The organism is Marinobacter segnicrescens (assembly GCF_900111555.1).
Lineage (GTDB): Bacteria > Pseudomonadota > Gammaproteobacteria > Pseudomonadales > Oleiphilaceae > Marinobacter > Marinobacter segnicrescens.
On record NZ_FOHZ01000005.1, the window covers coordinates 184,839 to 204,180 of the forward strand.

A 19,342-nucleotide genomic window follows, 5' to 3' on the forward strand; every position below is an offset into this window, starting at 1 on the left:
CGCTTCTAACGACAGTAAACACGGTTCTCCAGGACCAATCCAACACTTTCAACCCGGTGACAGCTACCCCTTATGGGGTAGTCAGCTGATTCATTAGTGGAGCTTCCGGGCATGCTTGATAACCGTCAAGTCAGGCATTTCTTTACAGGAATAACCTAGTGCTGCAGTCAGGCATTTGAAAAATAACCATGGAGAGAGCGCTATGGCCGAACGCTTTACCAAAAGCATGGCCAGGAACATCTATCTGGGGGGAAGTGTGTTCTTCGTCCTGTTGTTCCTGGCCCTGACTTTAGACACCCAGTTAAGGGCAATGCCCGAACGGGACAATCGCGAACAACTGACCGAAGACGTGGTTCGCGGCAAGCACCTGTGGGAAGAGAACAACTGCGTGGGTTGTCACTCCATCATGGGTGAAGGGGCCTACTTTGCCCCCGAACTGGCGAACGTGTTCGATCGTCGTGGCGGTGGCGATACAGAGGTCTTCAAGTCCTACATGAAGGCCTGGATGAACGCCATGCCTACAAACGTTCCCGGGCGGCGGCAAATGCCGAACTTCAATCTGACCGATGAGGAGATTGAAGACCTGGCAGCGTTCCTGGAGTGGACCTCCAAAATCGACGACAACGACTGGCCACCCAATATTGAAGGCTGAGGGCTCCGACATGAAATACGAATCCCAAAGGGTAGCAATGCCCTACTTCATCTTTGCCCTGATCCTGTTTGCCGGCCAGATCGTGTTCGGCCTGATCCTGGGGCTCCAGTACGTTGTGGGTGACTTCCTGTTCCCGGAAATCCCCTTCAACGTGGCTCGCATGGTGCATACCAACCTGCTGATTGTCTGGTTGCTGTTCGGCTTTATGGGCGCGACCTACTACCTGGTGCCGGAAGAAGCCCAGACCGAACTGCACAGCCCGCTGCTGGCATGGATTCTGTTCTGGGTATTCGCCGCGGCTGGCACCCTGACCATACTTGGCTACCTGTTCGTGGACTACGCCACCCTGGCGGATATCACCATGAACAAGCTGCTGCCGACCATGGGACGGGAGTTCCTTGAGCAACCCACCATTACCAAGATCGGTATCGCCGTTGTCGTGGTGGCCTTCATCTACAACATCGGCATGACCGCCCTCAAGGGCCGCAAGACCGTGGTCAACATTGTCCTGATCACCGGCCTGCTGGGCCTTGGCGGATTGTGGCTATTCTCCTTCTACAACCCGAGCAACCTCGCCACCGACAAATACTTCTGGTGGTTCGTGGTACACCTGTGGGTTGAGGGTGTGTGGGAACTGATCATGGGTGCCATCCTGGCCTATGTGCTGATCAAGCTCACCGGCGTCGACCGTGAGGTAATCGAGAAGTGGCTGTACGTCATCATCGCCATGGCACTGATTACCGGCATTATCGGTACCGGCCACCACTTCTTCTGGATCGGACCGCCCGAGTACTGGTTGTGGCTGGGCTCCGTGTTCTCCGCACTGGAACCGCTGCCATTCTTTATGATGGTGGTATTCGCCTTCAACATGATCAACCGCCGTCGCCGCAACCACCCCAACAAGGCGGCCTTGCTCTGGGCCATGGGCACCACGGTGATGGCGTTCCTGGGTGCTGGCGTGTGGGGCTTCCTGCACACCCTGGCTCCGGTAAACTGGTACACCCATGGTAGCCAGATTACCGCCGCCCACGGTCATATGGCCTTCTACGGTGCCTACGTGATGATCGTGCTGACCATTATTTCCTACGCCATGCCGATCATGCGCGGCCGACCCTACGGCAACGGCAATACGGCACAGGTCGTGGAAATGTGGGGCTTCTGGCTGATGACCATCTCCATGGTGTTCATCACCCTGTTCCTGACCGCCGCAGGGGTACTCCAGGTGTGGCTGCAGCGCATCCCGGAAAGCGGCGAGGCCCTGTCCTTCATGGCAGGCCAGGACCAGATCGCCATCTTCTACTGGATGCGGTTCGTAGCCGGTGCCTTCTTCATGGCCGGCCTGGTGGTGTACCTCGGCAGCTTCTTCATCAAGGGCGAGGCAAGCCCGGCTGAGGAAGTCCGTGGTCCCGCCACCGCGGATGCCTGACCGGCAATAACCGCCGGGGCCTCCGGGCCCCGGCCTTCTCCATAATATCCGGACCATTTTCGTGCATGCGCAAACCATTAACCGCAAGGACACCCTCCAGCAGAAGCGCCTGATTTCCCGAGGTGCCTTCTTTCTGCTGTTCCTGCTTGCGCCTGTACTCAATATTTTCCGCTATGACCTGACCGAGACCCGCTTCGTCCTGTTCGGGTTTCCGCTGTCCTTCAACCTTGACCCGGCCTGGGTGAGCCAGAGTTCGCCGGCGGAAGTCGCTGGGCAAATCCTGTTCTGGTTTGTGCTGCCCATCATCGTGCTGGTGCCACTGGTACTGTGGATTGCCTTCAAGTGGGGGCGTATTTACTGTGGCTGGTTGTGCCCGCACTTTTCCGTGGTCGAAACCATCAATGACCTGATGACCCGCGTCACTGGCCGGCCAACACTCTGGGAGGCCCTGAAAAAGGGCAACACAGGCAAGGCCCTGCACTGGGCGGGGCTGGCCCTGATATGCGCGCTGATCGGCTTCTCCTGGGCCCTTGCCCTGCTGTCGTACCTGCTGCCGCCCATCCCGCTGTATACAGACCTGGTGACCGGCGAACTGAACCGCTACCCGTCCATTTTCCTGGCGGTTGCGACGGCGGTGTTCACCTTTGATTTCCTGTTTGCCCGGCACCTGTTCTGCAAATACGGCTGTGCCGTCGGTCTGGTGCAGAGCATCGCCTGGATGGCCAACGGCCGGGGACCGGTTGTCACCTTTGACACCAAACGGGCCGCCGCCTGCCGGGACTGCACCAAAGCCTGTGACGAGGCCTGCCCCATGCGGCTGCCCACCCGCAGCCACAAGCGGGCCAAGTTCTCCTGTACCCAGTGCCTGCAGTGCGTCAGCGCCTGCCGGGAGGTACAGAAAGACAACCCGGACGGTTCCCTGTTGACATGGGAACCCGGCACCCCGGGCAAACAGACGGTACTGATACCAATGCGTCAGATCGACACCACACCGCCAACACACCTGAACACGGGGAGTTGATATGGAAGAGTGGGTAGGTTTCAAATGGCATGAGTACATTACCCGCCATGCCATGGGAGAATTTCCGGAGCACGCGATTCAGCTCAAGGATGAGGCCCGGACCCTGGGCGTGCTGTTCCGTGCCCTGGGGGGCGACCCGGCTCTCAGCCTGGTGGTGGCCGAGCCGCGTCACTTCCGCACCCGCCGCCGTTTCCTGCAGAAGCTGGCGGGCACCCACAAGAAATTCGAACTGGCCTGGCGTGATGAGCAGAGCCTGCGCCTGCCGGACCGGTTGGCCCTGTTCCCCTCGAAACACCTCAACCGGGATCTTTACCTCTGGCTTGCCGCCTTGGCGGCGCAGGGCGAATGCACGGAAGAAGACTGGCTGACCGGCAACCAGGCAATGGTACAGACCCTGCTTGGCCGGTGGCCCGGACTGGAACCGGTCTATCAGCGACTGGTTCGCAACAGCCTCCAGTGGCGCCCGGATCCGACCACCCTGCCCGACGCCGAAAGCCGCCGGGAAAAGGCCATTCGCCAGGCGCTGATTCATCCCGGCAGTGTGGATACCCTGCCGGAGGCAGACTCCGACCCCTGGCCGGTTATTATCTGGCTATACCCCACCATGACGCCAGGCAAGCTGACCGCCCAGGTGATCGGTGACGACAACATGAGCTCGAAGCCCGGCGGGCTGGAAAAGAAACGCAAACGCCGGCGTGCGGAGCGTGTGGATGCCTTCGACAAGGATCAGGGCCTGATGCTGTTCCGCCTCGAAAGCCTGTTCTCCTGGAGCGAATTCATCCCGGTGGACCGGGCCGGTGACGATACCGAAGAGGAAGACGCCGACGCGGTGGCCGACGACATGGACATGATCTCTGTCTCCAGCGACCGCCGCGAGTCGTCCTCTGCCATCAAGTTCGACCTGGACCTGCCCTCGGAAGAAAATGACGACCTGCACCTGGGCCCCGGCATTCACCTGCCGGAGTGGGACTGGCGCAGCCAGGGCTACCGGGAAAAGTTCTGCTGCCTGCAGCCCATGCTGAGCAAGGACTCTGTTCCCTCCCCCCTGCCGGACCACCTGAGCCGGTCCGCCATGCGACTTAGGCGCCAGTTCAGTGCCCTCAAGCCCCTGCGCCAGTGGGAGCGCCGCCAGATTGAAGGTGAAGAACTCGACTTGGACGCCTGCATGGAGCGGGAAGTCCAGCACCGCCGGGGCATTGGAGAAATCGACCAGAAGCTGTTCCGACGCTGCAAACAGAACCAGCGCGACCTGGCGTGCCTGATCCTGGCCGATATTTCCATGTCCACCGACACCTACATCAACAACAACCAGCGTGTGATCGACATCACCCGGGACGGGCTGCAACTGCTCAGCGAAGCCCTCCAGGCCAGCCGCGATCCCTTTGCCCTGTTCGCGTTCTCCTCCCGGCGCCGGGACCATATCCGCTTCCATCACATCAAGGCGTTTGACGAGCCCTATAACGATGTCAGCCGAGGCCGTATCCAGGCCCTGGAGCCGGGTTACTACACCCGCATGGGTGCTGCCATACGCCAGGCCACCCGGTTGCTGCAGGGCCGCCATGAGCACCAGAAAATCCTGCTGCTGCTCACCGACGGCAAACCCAACGACCTGGACCTGTACGAGGGCCGCTACGGCGTGGAAGATACCCGCATGGCGGTGCAGGAAGCCCACAAGGCCGGCCTGACCCCGTTCTGCGTCACCATCGACGACGACGCCAGCGAGTACCTGCCCTACGTCTTCGGTAGCAACAACTTCGTGGTCATCAAGGACCCGGTCCAGCTGCCGCTGCAATTGCCCAAGCTCTACATGAACCTGCCCCGATAAGCTCTATGGAAATCACCACCAACGAACGAAGCCGACACCTGCCAGGGGACCTGGCCGTATGGTTCTTTATCTTCGCGGAACTGGCGGTGTTCGGCATCCTCTTCATCGGCTTCGGCGTTGCCCGCAGCCTGGACCCGGACACCTTCGCCACCGGCCGCGAAGCCCTGCACCCCTGGACCGGGCTGATCAACACCTTCGGCCTGATCACCGCCAGTTACCTGGTGGCGGTATCCGTCCACCGCCTGCGCCACCGGCAAACCCGTGTGGCCCTGCTGCTGTGGGGCGCCATCGCCGCCTCATCCATCTACACCTTCGGCAAACTCTGGGAGTACGTGGAGCTTTACGGCAGCGGCTATAACCTGGGGACGGACACCTTCTTCATGTTCTATTTCTTCCTCACCTTCTTCCACTTCATGCACGTGGTGCTGGGCCAAATCATCCTGGTGGTGCTGGCGGTCAAGGTGAGGAACGGCGACTACAACGGTGACGACATGAACGGTATGGAATCCGGCGCCTCCTACTGGCACATGGTGGACCTGGTGTGGCTGGTGCTCTTTCCCATGCTCTACGTGCTGGCATAAGGAGCTCGGTTAATGGCAACGGTATACCTGGTCCTGCTGGCCTGCACCATGGCCCCGGTTATCGCCCTGCAACTGGGCGCTGATGCAACCGTCCTGGTCTGGATGGTCTTCACCCTGGTCCTCATCAAGGCCATCCTGTTGGTGGACCACTTTATGGAAATGAAGCATGCCCCGAGGGGGTGGCGGCTGGCAGCCCAGGGCTGGGCTGTGCTTGTGATCGCTGCCTTGGCGGGGGTTCGGTGGGTGCTTTGAGGCCGAAACCAGTGCAGTCACGGGCTCAAACAAGCCGCTTGGGAAAATAAGGCGGCTTCTCCCCGATAGCCTGGGCCAGGGCAATCATCCCCCACAAAACAAAGCTGGTATGCAGCACGATGGCCCACACAATCGCCCCGGTCCAGAAATTCCCGGTATGACCGAAAGCCAGCCAGAACCCGGCCACACCACTGAAAATCAGGAGCGCCCCAAGAATCGACATATAGAAGGCGGCCCGCACATGGGCCCGGCGCAGCGCCGGCATATCCGCCGAACGCAGGTACAGCCAAACCAGCACCGCAAACCCGATAACCGGCAGCGCCAGCAGGTTCAGCAGATACCAGATGACCGGCACCACAGCGCCATTACTGACCTTCGCCTGGCCTCCCGAATACGGCATACACCACCTCCATAAGTGCGCTGACGGTTGCTTCATCGTCGGACAAGGGCTCAATCATCCCGGCGCGGCACGCCTCCGTCACCGGTACACCAGCCTTCACCAGCCGGGCCGTATGAATCAGCAAACGGGTTGACGCCGCCTCTTCCAGATCATGGTCCTTCAGGTTTCGCACCGATTGGGCCAGGTTCACCAGGTGACCGGCAAGCTCCCGGTCACAACCGGATTCTTCCATGACGATCGACTGCTCCGCTTCCGCCTCCGGATAATCAAAGCTCAGGGACACGAAACGCTGCCGGGTACTGGGTTTCATACCCTTGAGCAGGCTTTGATACCCGGGATTGTATGACACCACCAGCATAAAGCCCGGCGCGGCCGTCAGCACTTCTCCCGTGCGCTCGATAGGCAGCTCCCGGCGGTCATCCGCCAGCGGGTGCAACACCACGGTGGTGTCCTTGCGGGCTTCCACCACCTCATCAAGGTAGCAGATGCCACCCTCACGTACGGCCCGTGTCAGTGGTCCGTCCTGCCAGTAGGTGCCTTCCGGACCAATCAGGTGGCGTCCCACCAGGTCGGCCGCGGTCAGGTCATCATGGCAGGCAACCGTATACACCGGGCGCCCCAGCTGCTCCGCCATGTAGCGCACAAAGCGGGTCTTGCCGCAGCCGGTAGGCCCCTTGATCAGTACCGGCAGGCTGTTGTCGGCGGCTGCCTGGAAGAGTTCGATCTCGTTACCGACCGGTTGGTAAAACGTCATTGGTTACTGTCCTCTGAGTTCAGACTGTCGGGCCAGGCAAAGCCATTCACCCATTCGGGAAAGGCCGCAAAGGCCTGTCGGTCGTCTCCGCGCTGCCATCGGGACAGGGCCTGCTCGCAGGTCCCTGCATCGCTTGTCCAGCCAGTTTCGCGATACCAGCCGGCGGCGGTAAGCGGCTCGCCGGCCCAGGTTATGACCAGGTCATTCTTTTCCAGCAACGGCCGAACAAAACCCAGCTCCGAAACGGACGCGTGGGTGTTGTTATGAAGCAACAGCCCCAAAGCCGAGCTGTAGTCGCCAGCCTCGTAGAGCTGCCCGGTTTCAGGTACAACACCCGCCTGTCGCAGTGCAGCCAGCGGCAGTTCAGCCCCCACCGGGTCTCCACCAGCCACCGTGGACAGGTCCCGGCCCAGCAGTTCGCCAATAGCCTTAACGCCTGCTGTCCGGCGAGTGATCCAGGCCGGCACCGGCAGGCCACCGTCGCGGCTGACCGCCACCAGCACGGGGGCCCCACTGGCCGCCACACCCGATCGGAATACCAGCGCCGTCGCCGGATCATCCCCGTTAAACCGGACCTGCGCCCTACAGCCTTGTGCTTGCAGATAGCCTTCAAGGCGGCGACGGGACACTTCGGAAACACGCCCGTCAGACTCGATACTGATAACCACCACCCCTGTTTCGGAATGGACAGGTGCAGCCAGAACGCTGAAGGCAGTCGCCATTACCACTGCCGGGGCGGTTTGTACCACCTTACAACCCAAGCGTATGGGCACGGCTGGTGAAGAAAATACCACTGGGTTTTTCCGCGTTCAGCTCCGCTACCGGCTCAAGGGTGCGGGTGTTGTATACGGTCACCCGGTTGCTGTCCCGGGCGGACACCCACACTTCCTCGCCCCGTGGCGTGAACTCCATGTGCAGCACTGCCTTGCCGGGCTCCAGGGTGCGGACAATTTCACGGGTGCTGGAGTCAATCACCTGTACCACATCGTTCTTCGGGTGGGCAAAGCTCACCCAGATCTGGCGGTTGTCCGGGCTGGCCATCACGAAGACCGGCTGGCCCTGCACAGGGATCCGGTCCACCAGCGACCAGTCGTTCATATCAGCCACCAGCACCTGGTGGTGGCCTACCGCCGGCACGAAGGCGCGACCGTCGGCAATGGCCCAGCCTTCCAGGTGGGGCATCTTGTAAACCGGGAGCTGCTGCTCACCCTTGCCGTAGCCCGGCAGGATCTCGGTTACGCCGGCTTCCGGCTCCCACAAATCCAGCATGGAGAGGCCATCCTCACCAAACAGACCGGCAATGTAATAGCGACCATCCGGAGTGATCAGGGCGTCATAGGGCGCCTTTCCAGCCGGATAGCGGCTGACCTCAGGTTCACCGTCAACAATGCCCAGGGTCCAGATTTCGCCCGCGTCAAACAGGCTGAACACAAACTGGTTACCCGGTGCATCCACCAGGCCGACGGTCTTGGACCGGGCAGTCTCACCCTGTTCGTTGGTCCAGGTAGCCGGGATATCCGCCACCAGCTCCAGGGTCTCACTGTCGAACACCTTCACGCCACCGGGCTCGTAGTTGGATACCGCCACGTAGCGGCCGTCCTGGGATATGGCACCACCAATGCTGTTGCCAGACTGGATCACCCGGTCCGCTATAGCACCGGTCAGCAGATCGACCTTGGTCAGTCCGCCATCCCGACCGAATACATAGCCGTAGCGGGCATCCCGGGAGTAGACCACCGAAGCGTGGGACAAATCCCCCAGACCCTCTACCCGGCCCAGCACATCATGGCGGGTGGTGTTGACCACCAGTACCGAGCCTGAGGCCCGCTCGATAATCAGTCCCAGATCGCCCGTGCCCATCAGCCCGGCCTGTTCCGACTTGCCGGACAGCGACTGACAGCCGGCCAGTGAAAACAACACCACCAAAACAAGGGAAAGTCGGAAGGGCGTGGCAATTATGTTGAAACTCATGGCGAATCCTTCCTTCAGAGGGATCATTCGGGTGTTATCAGGCTGCCGGATTTGAGCTGTTCACTGACCCAGCGAATCTCCTCGGTGGTCAGCAGCGCTTTCCAGGGCGGCATGGCGGTACCCGGGACGCCTTCCCGGATAATCGCAGCTATGGCCTCCTCCGGCAGGCGATCAACGTTTTCAGGCAATAATGGCGGACCAAGGCCACCCTTCAACTTCAGCCCGTGGCAGGAGCCACAGTCCTGGATAACCATGTTGGCCAGCTCAGCTTCATCGATAACGTTACCGTTACCTTCCCCGTAGGCCGGTGCGACAAAAAGCCCCGTGATTGCAGCAACCGCCATCCACCCCAGCCAGGTTCTGCCTGATGATTTGTCCAAGTCCCACTCCTTTCCGGTCGTCAATGGCATCGTGACAACCAGGTAAAAACACATCCTTGATCATGGTTAAAAGCCGGGCCCTATACCAGCACTCTTTGGGTATACCCACCTGTGGGTAGTGCGCACACAAACATTCAACTCCTGACATTGATCAATGTTTATACAGCCAAACAGGCGAAACCTAGAGGGACTCTTTAATCCAAGGAGAGAACCTGATGAGAGTAACCAACCCGTTTATCAAGCCACTGGCACTTGCGGTTGCCGTAGCGTCGTTTGGCGCCATGGCAGCCGATGAGGCCACCAAACACCCTGACGACCCGGCCGCCACGGCTTATGAGGGCACACCCAGCCCGATTGATCCGGGATCGGCCAAGGTGGTTCGCACTCCGGGTGCTCCCGACCTGACCGACGCCGAGTTCGAACAGGCCAAGCAGATCTACTTTGAACGCTGCGCCGGCTGCCATGGCGTTCTGCGCAAGGGTGCGACCGGCAAGCCACTGACGCCGGACATCACCCAGGAACGAGGTATCGACTACCTCAAGGCCTTTATCAGTTACGGCTCACCCGCCGGCATGCCGAACTGGCTGACCTCCGGTGACTTCACTGAGGAAGAAGTGGAGCTGATGGCCAAGTACGTCATGCACGAACCGCCCCAGCCCCCGGAGTACGGCCTGGAAGAGATGAAGGCCACCTGGGAAGTGGTCATACCGCCGGAGGAGCGCCCCACCAAACAGATGAACGACCTGAACCTGGAAAACCTGTTCAGCGTGACCCTGCGGGACGCAGGCCAGGTGGCCCTGATTGACGGCGACACCCACGAAATCGCCCATATCATCGACACCGGCTACGCCGTGCATATCTCCCGTATGTCGGCATCCGGTCGCTATGTGTTCGTTATCGGCCGGGATGCCCTGGTCAACATGATCGACCTGTGGATGGAAGAGCCCGACACCGTCGCCAAGATCAAGGTTGGCATGGAGGCCCGCTCGGTGGAAACCTCCAAGTACAAGGGCTGGGAAGACAAACTGGCCATCGCCGGCACCTACTGGCCTCCCCAGTTCGTGATCATGGACGGCCAGACCCTGGAGCCGAAGAAGATTGTCGGCACCCGGGGCATGACCGTGGGCACCCAGGAATACCATCCCGAGCCACGGGTAGCCGCCATCGTGGCCTCCCACAAGCATCCTGAGTTCATCGTCAACGTGAAGGAAACCGGCAAGATCATGCTGGTGAACTATGAGGACCTGGACAACCTCTCCATCACCAACATCGATGCCGCCCGCTTCCTCCACGACGGTGGCTGGGACGCCAGCATGCGTTACTTCATGACAGCCGCCAACAACTCGGACCAGATTGCGGTGGTGGATTCCCAGGACCGTAACCTGGAAGCCATCGTCGACGTCGGCAAGATCCCCCACCCCGGTCGTGGCGCCAACTTCGTGGACCCGGAGCATGGCCCTGTCTGGGCAACCAGCCACCTGGGTGATCCCACCATCCAGATGATCGGCACGGACCCGGAAGGTCACCCCGACAAGGCCTGGAAAGTGGTACGGACCCTGGACGGTCAGGGCGGTGGCTCGCTGTTTATCAAAACCCACCCGGAATCCAGCAACCTCTGGGTCGACACCGCGCTGAACCCGGCTGAAGCCATCAGCCAGAGCGTTGCGGTGTTTGATATCAACGACCTCGAAGCCGGCTACGAAGTGCTGCCCATCGCCGAATGGGCGGACCTGGGTGAAGGCCCGAAGCGGGTCGTCCAGCCGGAGTACAACGTGAAGGGTGATGAAGTCTGGTTCTCGGTGTGGAACACCCAGGACAAGAAATCTGCCCTGGTGGTGGTCGACGACAAGACCCGTGAGCTGAAGAAGGTCATCACCGATGAGCGGCTGGTGACACCGACTGGCAAGTTTAACGTCTACAACACCCAGCACGACGTGTACTGACCGGTTCCGACCCGGAGGAGACAACCCATGCAACTGGATGCCACTGACAGACAACTGATCGACCTCTACCAGCGGGACCTGCCCGTCTGTGACCGGCCCTTCCTGGATGTATCCCGGCAGTTGGGCATTACTGAAGAGGAGGTGATCGGGCGGCTGCAGTCACTCCAGGACCACCAGGTCGTCAGCCGGGTCGGACCCGTTTTTGAACACAGCCGGGCAGGTGCAAGCCTGCTAGCTGCCGTGGCGGCACCGGAACAACAACTGGACCTGGTGGCCGCCCGGATCAACCGTGCCCCGGGGGTGAACCACAATTACGCCCGGGAGCACACCTACAATCTCTGGTTTGTCATGACCGCACCGGACGAAACCGTCCTGGAAGAGCGACTGGGCGAACTGGAACAACAGCTCAGGCTTCCCATGCTGCGCCTCCCCATGGTGGAGGGCTACCACATCGACCTGGGCTTCGAGATCGACTGGGAGGCGCTGCCGTGATCCTGTCACCTTCACCGGAATACCTGGCCGTCGCCCCCGAGGCAGCCGGCGGTAGCCCTGTCAGCGCCTGGGGACTACTGCGCCTGCGGCGGGAGCTGGAAAAGGGGCTCCCGCTGACACCAAAGCCTTACCAGACCCTGGCCGACCGCTCAGGGCTGACGGAAGACGAAGTCATGGCTGCGGTCCGGCAATGGCAGGCACAGGGCCTGATCAAGCGACTGGGGCTTGTGGTGAAACACCGCACCCTGGGGTACACCGCCAACGCCATGGTGGTCTGGGACATCCCCGACGACCAGGTTCACGCTATCGGCCAGGCCATGGCCAGAATGCCGTTCGTTACCCTGTGCTACCAGCGCCCCCGCCGACTACCGGACTGGCCCTACAACCTGTTCTGCATGATTCACGGCACCGACCGACCGCGGGTGCTGGCCCAGCTGGACAACCTGATCGGTGACCAGGGCCTCCAGCACACCCCTCACGCGGTTCTGTTCAGTACCAAGGCTTACCGGCAACGGGGAGCATGCTATGTCGGCCGTCACTGAGCGACCGGAGACCGACACACCGGGCACTTTCACCGGGCTTGAGCGGGCGGTGATTAACCGCCTGCAGTGCGGCCTGCCGCTGGTGCGTTATCCGTTTGCTGCCGTAGCGAAGGAGCTGGGCATCAGCGAAACCGATCTGCTGCACACCCTGCGTGACCTCCTTGAGCGAAAGGTGCTGACCCGCTTCGGCCCCATGTTCCATGCCGGCGAAATGGGCGGTGGGCTGACCCTGGCCGCGATGCGAATCCCCGAACCTGACTTTGCCCGGGTAACCGGGCAAGTGAATCAGCTGGATGAAGTCGCCCACAACTACCGCCGGGAACACGACCTGAACATGTGGTTTGTACTGGCCACCGAAACCCCCGAAGACATCGACCGTGTCATTGCCGATATCGAAGCGGTCACCGGCTACCCGGTCTACAACATGCCCAAAGAGGAAGAGTTCCATGTCCACCTGTACTTCCCCGTCTGACAACGGCTCCACGCTGGATGAACAGGACCGGAAACTGGTGCTGGCCACCCAGGCCGGCCTGCCCCTGGTCAGCGATCCCTGGGGCGCCCTGGGCCAGCAACTGGGCATGGACCATGAGGATGTGCTCAGCCGTTTTCAGCGCATGCAGGAGACCGGTGCCATCCGTCGTGTAGCCGCAGTGCCGGACCATTACAAGCTGGGCTACCGGTTTAACGGCATGACCGTTTGGGACGTGCGCGACGATGCCATTGCGGAAATGGGCCAGCGAGTGGGCGAATTACCCTTTGTCAGCCACTGTTACCGGCGCCCGCGACATTTGCCCTACTGGAATTACAACCTCTTTGCCATGGTGCACGGTACCAGTCGGGACGAAGTGGAAGCCAAGGCGGGACAAATCCGCAAACTGCTGGGTGCGACCTCGGCGGGAGACACCATTCTGTACAGTTCCGCGATCCTGAAAAAGACCGGATTAAGACTGCGAAAAGAGAAGGCCACCTCCTGAAGTACTCCATCAAAGGTATGGAGTCACGACGCCCCCGGGGCGATAGTGAACGGGCACAGAGCCGGCAAGGGCCAGCCCGGAGAGGCAGGAAAGCCACTCCTGATGAGAGAGAGAAACCATGTTCCGCATGACCCGTTACATCAAGAGCCTGATGAACCCCGCCCCGGTGCGCCCGGTGCCCAAGCCCCGCGCCCCGGTGGTGATCTGGAACCTGATCCGGCGCTGCAACCTGACCTGCAAACATTGTTACTCCATCTCTGCCGACATTGACTTCAAGGGGGAGCTGAGCACGGAAGAAGTCTATACGGTTATGGACGATCTCAAGGCCTACGGCGTGCCGGTACTGATCCTGTCCGGCGGTGAACCGCTGATGCGCCCGGATATCTTCGATATTTCCCATCGCGCCAAGCAGATGGGCTTCTACGTGGGCCTGTCGACCAATGGCACCCTGATCACCGAGGAGAACATCGACAGGATCGCCGCCGTTGGCTACGACTATGTGGGCATCAGCATTGATGGCCTGGAGCAGACCCACGACACCTTCCGCCAGAAAAAAGGCGCCTTCCGCGAGTCCATGCACGCGGTGGCCCTGTGCAAGCAGGCCGGCATCAAGGTGGGGCTGCGCTTTACCCTGACCCAGGACAACTACCCCGAGCTGCCGGCCATGCTGGAGATGCTCGACGAGCACGATATCGACAAGTTCTACCTGTCTCACCTGAACTACTCCGGCCGCGGCGGCCGCAACCGCAAGCGCGACGCCTGGTACGACATGACCCGCGACGCCATGACCCTGCTGTTCAATCACTGCCACGACGAACTCAGACGTGGCATTGAGCGGGAATACGTCACCGGCAACAACGACGCCGATGCCCCTTTCCTGATCGAATGGGCGAAGGAGCACTACCCGGACCAGGTGGATGCCCTCACCCAGCGGCTCACCAATTGGGGGGGCAATGCCTCAGGCGTCAATATTTCCAATATCGACAACCTGGGCGTGGTGCACCCGGACACCTTCTGGTGGGACCACGACCTGGGCAATGTCCGGCAAACGCCCTTCTCGCAAATCTGGTCAGAGACACAGGATCCTCTGATGCAGGGCTTCCGCCAACACCCTCGCCCAGTCAAGGGGCGCTGCGCTGAGTGCAAGTTCCTGGCCATCTGCAACGGCAACACCCGGGTGCGGGCCTACAACGTAACGGGGGATTTCTGGGAAGAAGACCCCGGCTGCTACCTCACCAACGAGGAAATCGGTGTGGTCGATGATCTGCCCCGCCGCGTGGCCGCCCAGGCCATCGAAATTCCGGTCCATAACCTGTAAGGAACCGCGCCATGAACAAGCGTCCACACAAGAAATGCCTGGTGGAATTCCAGCTGGCGGAGCAGCCCTTGCGGGTCGGGGAAGTGGCCATTGTCGGCGCAGGCCCCGGTGACCCGGGCCTGCTGACCCTGCGGGCCCTGATGCTGATCCAGCAGGCAGATGCGGTCGTCTACGACCGGCTGGTGTCCCCCGAGATCATGGAACTGGTCAACCCGAAGGCCGAGTTGATTCATGTGGGCAAGGCCAGCGGCTGCCACTACGTCCCCCAGGAGGAAACCAACGAATTGCTGGTACAGCTGGCGGTCCGCCAACGCCGGGTGGTTCGCCTCAAGGGCGGCGACCCCTACATTTTCGGGCGGGGCGGTGAAGAAGCCGAATTCCTGGTGGAGAACGACATCGACTTCCAGGTGGTTCCGGGCATTACCTCCGCCGCCGGTTGCGCGTCTTACTGTGGCATTCCCCTGACCCACCGGGACTATGCCCAGAGCGTCACCTTTGTCACCGGACACCGCAAGTCTGACCAGGCCCTGGAGCTGAACTGGCAGGTGCTGGCCGCCCCGGGCCAGACCCGGGTGTTCTACATGGGCCTGCACAACGCCCCCACCATTGTGCGGGAGCTGACCGCCCACGGTTTGCCGGGTACTTGTCCGGTGGCGCTGGTTGAGCGCGGTACCACGCCGCAGCAGCACATGGCGGTAACGACCCTTTCAGGGCTTGAAACGACCATCAACCGGGAAGGATTCCAGCCCCCCACCCTTATCATCGTTGGTGAGGTGGTGAAACTGGCAGCGTCACTGGCCCAGCCGGCCCGTAGCGGCTGGACCCATGCTCCCGCGCCGCAACCGGCCCTTTCCGCAGGAGGCAGACCGGCGTGAGTCCTGGCAAGAAAACCCTGCTGGCGCTGGCGACCAGCCTGCTGCTACCCGCAACTCTGCACGCGGCAACCGATGCCGAAACCCTGTACCAGCAACATTGCGCCAGCTGCCATGGTGCGGACCGACTCGGCGGCATGGGTCCGGCCCTGTTACCGGAGAACCTCTCCCGCCTGAAGAAGCCCCAGGCCGAGGAAGCCATACAGCATGGCCGGCCCGCCACCCAGATGCCAGCCTTCGGGAATGTACTTGATGAAGCCTCCGTCACTGCCCTGGCCGAGTATATCTACCAGCCGCCGGCAACTAACCCGACGTGGGAAAAGACAGACATAACCGACAGCCATCTGTTGCCCCACCCGACGGGGACGCTGCCCGACGAGCCCGCCTATGACGCAGATATGATGAATCTGTTCCTGGTGGTGGAAATCGGCGACCACCACGTCACCCTGCTGGATGGCGATTCCATGGAGCCCATCCACCGGTTTGCCAGCCGGTATGCACTGCATGGCGGCCCTAAATACAGCCCCGACGGACGTTTTGTCTACTTCGGTTCCCGGGATGGCTGGATCACCAAATACGATCTGTACAACCTGAAGGTCACTGCCGAGGTCCGGGCAGGTATCAACATGCGGAACATCGCCGTATCCGCCGACGGCAACTATGTCATGGCAGCCAACTACCTGCCCCACACCCTGGTGTTGTTTGATGCGGACAACCTCGAACTTTTGGAGGTTCTCCCCGTGGCGAGCGGCGACGAAACTTCCCGGGTGAGCGCCGTCTACACCGCCCCGCCCCGCGACAGCTTTATTGCAGCCCTGAAGGATATTCCCGAAGCCTGGGAGATCACCGTGGTAAACGGCATGGCCAGCGTCCGACGGATACAGACCGACACCTGGCTGGACGACTTTTTCTTTGACCCGGGCTATGACCACCTGATCGGCGCCGCCCGGGATGGCAAGCACGGCATGGTGATCAACCTGGACACCGGTGAAACCGTGGCAGACCTGCCCCTGCCCGGCATGCCCCATCTGGGCTCAGGTATTACCTGGGAATATGAAGGCCGGCGGGTGATGGCAACACCCCACTTCCGCGCGGCGGCCGTATCCATCATCGACATGGACAACTGGCAAGTCATTAAGACCCTGGAAACCGCCGGGCCGGGCTTTTTCATGCGCAGCCACGAAAACTCCCGCTATGCCTGGGTGGACGTGTTCTTCGGCCCCAACAAAGACAAAGTCCACGTCATCGACAAGCAGGCCCTGGAGATCGTCAAAACCCTGCAGCCGGCGCCTGGTAAAGTCGCTGCCCACGTGGAATTTGACCGGTACGGCGAAAAACTGCTGCTCAGCGTGTGGGACCAGGACGGCGCAGTCATCGTCTATGATGCGGACACCCTGGAAGAAGAAAAGCGCATCCCCATGAACAAGCCTTCCGGCAAGTACAATGTCTGGAACAAGATCCACTACGAGGAAGGCACCAGTCACTGATTCGCGAGACCCGTTGCTGCCGGGAGGGCCCCACTCCGTGACGATCAGGCCACCCGCCTTAACATGCATTGCGAATAGTGGAATAATGGCAAAGTATTCACTCAGAGTCTGGTGCCCATCATGAGCGAAGGCTACGAAGATACCGGATACGATGCCCCGGCGTCGTCACCCTGCCTGCTGGACTCCCTGCACCCGGAGATCCTGCGCCAATCAGCGCCGCCGGCGTCCCTTGCCCTGGTCAACAGTTTGAGCCGGGTGTTTGGTATGCGCCTGGACCACGAACACGGCGAATCCCCGGATAACCGCTTTCTGGGGGACCTGGCCGGCCTGTTCCAGCAGCGCAAGCTGGAGCCGGAGACCACCCTGGAAGTCCACGACGCACCCTGGAGCCAGGTCTACCTGATCCAGTACGGTGTGATGCGACTCTACCGGGAGGCACCGTCCGGCCGCATCGCGGTACATCACTTCTTCTCCGAAGGTGACCTGATATGGCCCGTTTTCGGTCGCACGCGTACCCGCCGCAATACCCTGTGCCTGACCACGGTCACCAACTGCACCCTGTGGACGGCCAGCTTCCCGGCCTTTCGCTCTGCCGTCACCGCCCGGGGCGAAGGCGCCTGGGCGGGGTTTGCCCTGTCACTCACTGAAGAACTGGCGGAACTGACCAGCATGCGGGAATTTCGCAAACAAACCATGCCAGCGAAGGAGCGTTACCAGCTGCTGCTGGAGGAATACCCGGAACTGGTCCAACGGGTGCCCGATAACCAGCTTGCGGCCTGGCTTGGCGTGGTGCCGGCCACCTTCTCCCGTCTCAAGAACGCAAAAACCGGTAAGTGACCCGACCACGAATCCGGACCTGGATCACGCCGTAGAAATTGACCATTTTTTAATCAGCCAGCAACGAAACCGGTCCTGGGCACCAGGCAGAAGGTAACTCCCTGATGTTTCAATGATCCCGGTTTCGGGCTACCGCAGTCATCCGCAACCAGACTGAACACAGTGCCCCCTGACAGTCGGGACGCACAGCGGTATGCTGGCCTAGTTGTGATACGTTCAATAAAACAACCCGAATTCGGCCCCGGGATGCCTCCATGACGATTATCGAAGCCCGTGCGGACTCCATCCATCACCGTGTTGAAGAATGGCTCAATAGTGTCACCCATGGCCTGGCAGCCATTCTCAGCGTGATTGGAACCATTGTCCTGGTGATGGCGGCAGGTCAGATGGGGGATGCGTGGAAGGTCACCAGCTTCAGTATCTTCGGCGCCACCCTTGTCCTGCTTTACCTCTCGTCCGCATTTTACCACGGCAGCAAGAACCCGAAGCTGAAGTCCGCCTTCAAGACACTGGACCACTGCGCCATCTTCCTGCTTATTGCCGGCACCTATACACCCTTCCTGCTGGTCAATATGAGGGGTACTGTCGGATGGACATTCTTCTCCATCATATGGTCCCTGGCCCTTACGGGCGTCATTCTGAAAGTGGTCTTCAGGCACCGGTTCCGGCTGGTTCGTGTGGGGATCTACCTTCTGATGGGCTGGCTGATCGTGTTCGCCTCAGCAGACCTGGTGAACAGCCTCAGTGAAACCGCGCTTCATCTCACCATTGCCGGCGGCCTGGTCTACACCGTCGGGGTGGTTTTCTACCTGCTGGACCGGACTCCTTACATGCATGCCATCTGGCACCTGTTCGTCGTCGGAGGCAGTGCCTGTCACTTCAGCGCGATTTATTTCGGTGTGCTGCCTCACGTGGCCTAGGGTCACTGCCGCTCAGCACCCCCATCAGTCTCAGAACGCCCAGACCATCGCCATCAGCACGCCCCAGGCCAACACCGAGGCAGCCATTACGGTATACGTGGCGGACATGGTTTCGATGTCGTTGTCGCCCCGGCCGCACAAAAACCGGATACCCTGATAGATCAGGGCGCAGGACAGGAACAAGCCGACAAAAACTGCCACCACGCTCACCGCCAGCACCGGCACCCAGAGCGCCAGTGACGACAGCCAGAGCGGCAGCGGGGCAACGGCCGCCAGCAGGTAGGCGTCCTGGTAACTGATGCTCAGCTTCTGGGCCTCCAGTACAGCCTGGATCAGCCAACCCATCACGAAGAAGGTCAGCAGCTCAGCAAGGAACAAAATGGTGGTAATCAGCCGCCACTCCTTATCGCCAAAGCCGGACATGAACGCATCGCCATACTGGGTGCCTGCGTAATACAGCATTACCGGCGGCAGGAAAGACATGGGCACAACCACGACCCAGGCCAGGAAGGGTATAGAGAAGTTCAGCCGCTTGAGTTCACGCCACCCCTCGCCATTGGCAAACGGCAAGCGCATAAGGTTGCTGATGTTCATGATACGACCTCCTGCATCCACAAGCCGGCAGTTACCAGCCAGTGTCTGACAAAAATTATGATACATTTCATTTATTCTTTTAGGTTTGATCCATAAATCCG

At 60.7% G+C, this 19,342-nt stretch carries 22 protein-coding genes; 16 read left to right on the top strand and 6 right to left on the bottom strand.

The window, feature by feature from the left end:
- Positions 1-202 precede the first annotated feature (202 nt).
- From BM036_RS07575 to BM036_RS07600, 6 genes are all read left to right on the top strand, one after another.
- Complete coding sequence (locus BM036_RS07575; protein ID WP_091850108.1) at positions 203-652, top strand: c-type cytochrome; 450 nt, start codon at positions 203-205, stop codon at positions 650-652.
- Between the two features lie 10 nt (positions 653-662).
- On the top strand, positions 663-2,078 hold the full coding sequence (locus BM036_RS07580) for a cbb3-type cytochrome c oxidase subunit I (protein WP_091850110.1): 1,416 nt from the start codon (positions 663-665) through the stop codon (positions 2,076-2,078).
- Between the two features lie 61 nt (positions 2,079-2,139).
- A complete protein-coding gene (locus BM036_RS07585) occupies positions 2,140-3,099 on the top strand; it encodes a 4Fe-4S binding protein (protein WP_091850112.1) in 960 nt (319 codons plus the stop codon).
- A gap of 1 nt (position 3,100) precedes the next feature.
- Entirely contained in the window at positions 3,101-4,924 is a 1,824-nt protein-coding gene (locus tag BM036_RS07590; protein ID WP_091850114.1) for a nitric oxide reductase activation protein NorD, read from the top strand.
- 5 nt (positions 4,925-4,929) lie between these two features.
- Entirely contained in the window at positions 4,930-5,505 is a 576-nt protein-coding gene (locus tag BM036_RS07595; RefSeq protein ID WP_091850116.1) for a cytochrome c oxidase subunit 3, read from the top strand.
- A 12-nt stretch (positions 5,506-5,517) separates the two neighbouring features.
- Complete coding sequence (locus tag BM036_RS07600) at positions 5,518-5,757, top strand: cytochrome C oxidase subunit IV family protein (protein ID WP_091850118.1); 240 nt, start codon at positions 5,518-5,520, stop codon at positions 5,755-5,757.
- 25 nt (positions 5,758-5,782) lie between these two features.
- Here BM036_RS07600 and BM036_RS07605 read toward each other — a convergent pair whose 3' ends face one another.
- From BM036_RS07605 to BM036_RS07625, 5 genes are all read right to left on the bottom strand, one after another.
- Positions 5,783-6,157, bottom strand: coding sequence for a hypothetical protein (locus BM036_RS07605; protein WP_091850120.1), 375 nt, complete (start codon positions 6,155-6,157; stop codon positions 5,783-5,785).
- Positions 6,123-6,911, bottom strand: a complete 789-nt coding sequence (locus BM036_RS07610; protein ID WP_091850122.1) for a CbbQ/NirQ/NorQ/GpvN family protein — start codon at positions 6,909-6,911, stop codon at positions 6,123-6,125. The genes BM036_RS07605 and BM036_RS07610 overlap by 35 nt, the downstream gene beginning before the upstream one ends.
- Positions 6,908-7,633 (bottom strand): type 2 periplasmic-binding domain-containing protein, encoded by a 726-nt coding sequence (locus BM036_RS07615; protein ID WP_091850124.1) that lies wholly within the window; start codon positions 7,631-7,633, stop codon positions 6,908-6,910. The genes BM036_RS07610 and BM036_RS07615 overlap by 4 nt, the downstream gene beginning before the upstream one ends.
- Positions 7,634-7,661: 28 nt before the next feature.
- The gene (locus tag BM036_RS07620; protein ID WP_413774435.1) at positions 7,662-8,837 is read right to left on the bottom strand and encodes a cytochrome D1 domain-containing protein; all 1,176 of its coding nucleotides are present in this window, start codon (positions 8,835-8,837) and stop codon (positions 7,662-7,664) included.
- 68 nt (positions 8,838-8,905) lie between these two features.
- The gene (locus tag BM036_RS07625) at positions 8,906-9,262 is read right to left on the bottom strand and encodes a c-type cytochrome (protein WP_245742521.1); all 357 of its coding nucleotides are present in this window, start codon (positions 9,260-9,262) and stop codon (positions 8,906-8,908) included.
- A gap of 215 nt (positions 9,263-9,477) precedes the next feature.
- Here BM036_RS07625 and BM036_RS07630 point away from each other — a divergent pair, with 215 nt between their 5' ends.
- From BM036_RS07630 to trhA, 10 genes are all read left to right on the top strand, one after another.
- Entirely contained in the window at positions 9,478-11,205 is a 1,728-nt protein-coding gene (locus BM036_RS07630) for a nitrite reductase (RefSeq protein WP_091850128.1), read from the top strand.
- Between the two features lie 27 nt (positions 11,206-11,232).
- Positions 11,233-11,697: an AsnC family transcriptional regulator gene (locus BM036_RS07635; protein WP_091850130.1), complete on the top strand. Its 465-nt coding sequence runs from the start codon at positions 11,233-11,235 to the stop codon at positions 11,695-11,697.
- A gap of 23 nt (positions 11,698-11,720) precedes the next feature.
- The gene (gene ahbB, locus BM036_RS07640) at positions 11,721-12,239 is read left to right on the top strand and encodes a siroheme decarboxylase subunit beta (protein ID WP_091850203.1); all 519 of its coding nucleotides are present in this window, start codon (positions 11,721-11,723) and stop codon (positions 12,237-12,239) included.
- Positions 12,223-12,711, top strand: coding sequence for an Lrp/AsnC family transcriptional regulator (locus BM036_RS07645; protein ID WP_091850132.1), 489 nt, complete (start codon positions 12,223-12,225; stop codon positions 12,709-12,711). The genes ahbB (BM036_RS07640) and BM036_RS07645 overlap by 17 nt, the downstream gene beginning before the upstream one ends.
- A complete protein-coding gene (gene ahbB / locus BM036_RS07650; RefSeq protein ID WP_091850134.1) occupies positions 12,686-13,213 on the top strand; it encodes a siroheme decarboxylase subunit beta in 528 nt (175 codons plus the stop codon). Before BM036_RS07645 ends, ahbB (BM036_RS07650) begins: the two co-directional genes overlap by 26 nt.
- Before the next feature lie 118 nt (positions 13,214-13,331).
- Complete coding sequence (gene nirJ, locus BM036_RS07655; protein WP_091850136.1) at positions 13,332-14,531, top strand: heme d1 biosynthesis radical SAM protein NirJ; 1,200 nt, start codon at positions 13,332-13,334, stop codon at positions 14,529-14,531.
- An 11-nt stretch (positions 14,532-14,542) separates the two neighbouring features.
- The gene (gene cobA / locus BM036_RS07660) at positions 14,543-15,406 is read left to right on the top strand and encodes a uroporphyrinogen-III C-methyltransferase (protein WP_091850138.1); all 864 of its coding nucleotides are present in this window, start codon (positions 14,543-14,545) and stop codon (positions 15,404-15,406) included.
- A gap of 20 nt (positions 15,407-15,426) precedes the next feature.
- Positions 15,427-16,890 (top strand): cytochrome D1 domain-containing protein, encoded by a 1,464-nt coding sequence (locus BM036_RS07665; RefSeq protein ID WP_413774436.1) that lies wholly within the window; start codon positions 15,427-15,429, stop codon positions 16,888-16,890.
- A 120-nt stretch (positions 16,891-17,010) separates the two neighbouring features.
- On the top strand, positions 17,011-17,727 hold the full coding sequence (locus BM036_RS07670; RefSeq protein WP_091850142.1) for a Crp/Fnr family transcriptional regulator: 717 nt from the start codon (positions 17,011-17,013) through the stop codon (positions 17,725-17,727).
- A gap of 254 nt (positions 17,728-17,981) precedes the next feature.
- Positions 17,982-18,647: a PAQR family membrane homeostasis protein TrhA gene (gene trhA, locus BM036_RS07675; protein ID WP_091850144.1), complete on the top strand. Its 666-nt coding sequence runs from the start codon at positions 17,982-17,984 to the stop codon at positions 18,645-18,647.
- Positions 18,648-18,677: 30 nt separating this feature from the next.
- Here the strand turns inward: trhA and BM036_RS07680 are convergent, their stop codons facing one another.
- On the bottom strand, positions 18,678-19,241 hold the full coding sequence (locus tag BM036_RS07680; RefSeq protein ID WP_091850146.1) for a Yip1 family protein: 564 nt from the start codon (positions 19,239-19,241) through the stop codon (positions 18,678-18,680).
- Positions 19,242-19,342: the final 101 nt, after the last annotated feature.

Excerpts from the sequence above, each read along its gene's own strand:
- BM036_RS07575 (WP_091850108.1), top strand. The coding sequence starts at position 203 with ATGGCCGAACGCTTTACCAAAAGCATGGCCAGGAACATCTATCTGGGG.
- BM036_RS07580 (WP_091850110.1), top strand. The coding sequence starts at position 663 with ATGAAATACGAATCCCAAAGGGTAGCAATGCCCTACTTCATCTTTGCC.
- BM036_RS07590 (WP_091850114.1), top strand. The coding sequence starts at position 3,101 with ATGGAAGAGTGGGTAGGTTTCAAATGGCATGAGTACATTACCCGCCAT.
- BM036_RS07595 (WP_091850116.1), top strand. The coding sequence starts at position 4,930 with ATGGAAATCACCACCAACGAACGAAGCCGACACCTGCCAGGGGACCTG.
- BM036_RS07600 (WP_091850118.1), top strand. The coding sequence starts at position 5,518 with ATGGCAACGGTATACCTGGTCCTGCTGGCCTGCACCATGGCCCCGGTT.
- BM036_RS07605 (WP_091850120.1), bottom strand. The coding sequence starts at position 6,157 with ATGCCGTATTCGGGAGGCCAGGCGAAGGTCAGTAATGGCGCTGTGGTG.
- BM036_RS07610 (WP_091850122.1), bottom strand. The coding sequence starts at position 6,911 with ATGACGTTTTACCAACCGGTCGGTAACGAGATCGAACTCTTCCAGGCA.
- BM036_RS07615 (WP_091850124.1), bottom strand. The coding sequence starts at position 7,633 with ATGGCGACTGCCTTCAGCGTTCTGGCTGCACCTGTCCATTCCGAAACA.
- BM036_RS07630 (WP_091850128.1), top strand. The coding sequence starts at position 9,478 with ATGAGAGTAACCAACCCGTTTATCAAGCCACTGGCACTTGCGGTTGCC.
- BM036_RS07635 (WP_091850130.1), top strand. The coding sequence starts at position 11,233 with ATGCAACTGGATGCCACTGACAGACAACTGATCGACCTCTACCAGCGG.
- BM036_RS07645 (WP_091850132.1), top strand. The coding sequence starts at position 12,223 with ATGTCGGCCGTCACTGAGCGACCGGAGACCGACACACCGGGCACTTTC.
- ahbB (WP_091850134.1), top strand. The coding sequence starts at position 12,686 with ATGTCCACCTGTACTTCCCCGTCTGACAACGGCTCCACGCTGGATGAA.
- nirJ (WP_091850136.1), top strand. The coding sequence starts at position 13,332 with ATGTTCCGCATGACCCGTTACATCAAGAGCCTGATGAACCCCGCCCCG.
- cobA (WP_091850138.1), top strand. The coding sequence starts at position 14,543 with ATGAACAAGCGTCCACACAAGAAATGCCTGGTGGAATTCCAGCTGGCG.
- BM036_RS07670 (WP_091850142.1), top strand. The coding sequence starts at position 17,011 with ATGAGCGAAGGCTACGAAGATACCGGATACGATGCCCCGGCGTCGTCA.
- trhA (WP_091850144.1), top strand. The coding sequence starts at position 17,982 with ATGACGATTATCGAAGCCCGTGCGGACTCCATCCATCACCGTGTTGAA.
- BM036_RS07680 (WP_091850146.1), bottom strand. The coding sequence starts at position 19,241 with ATGAACATCAGCAACCTTATGCGCTTGCCGTTTGCCAATGGCGAGGGG.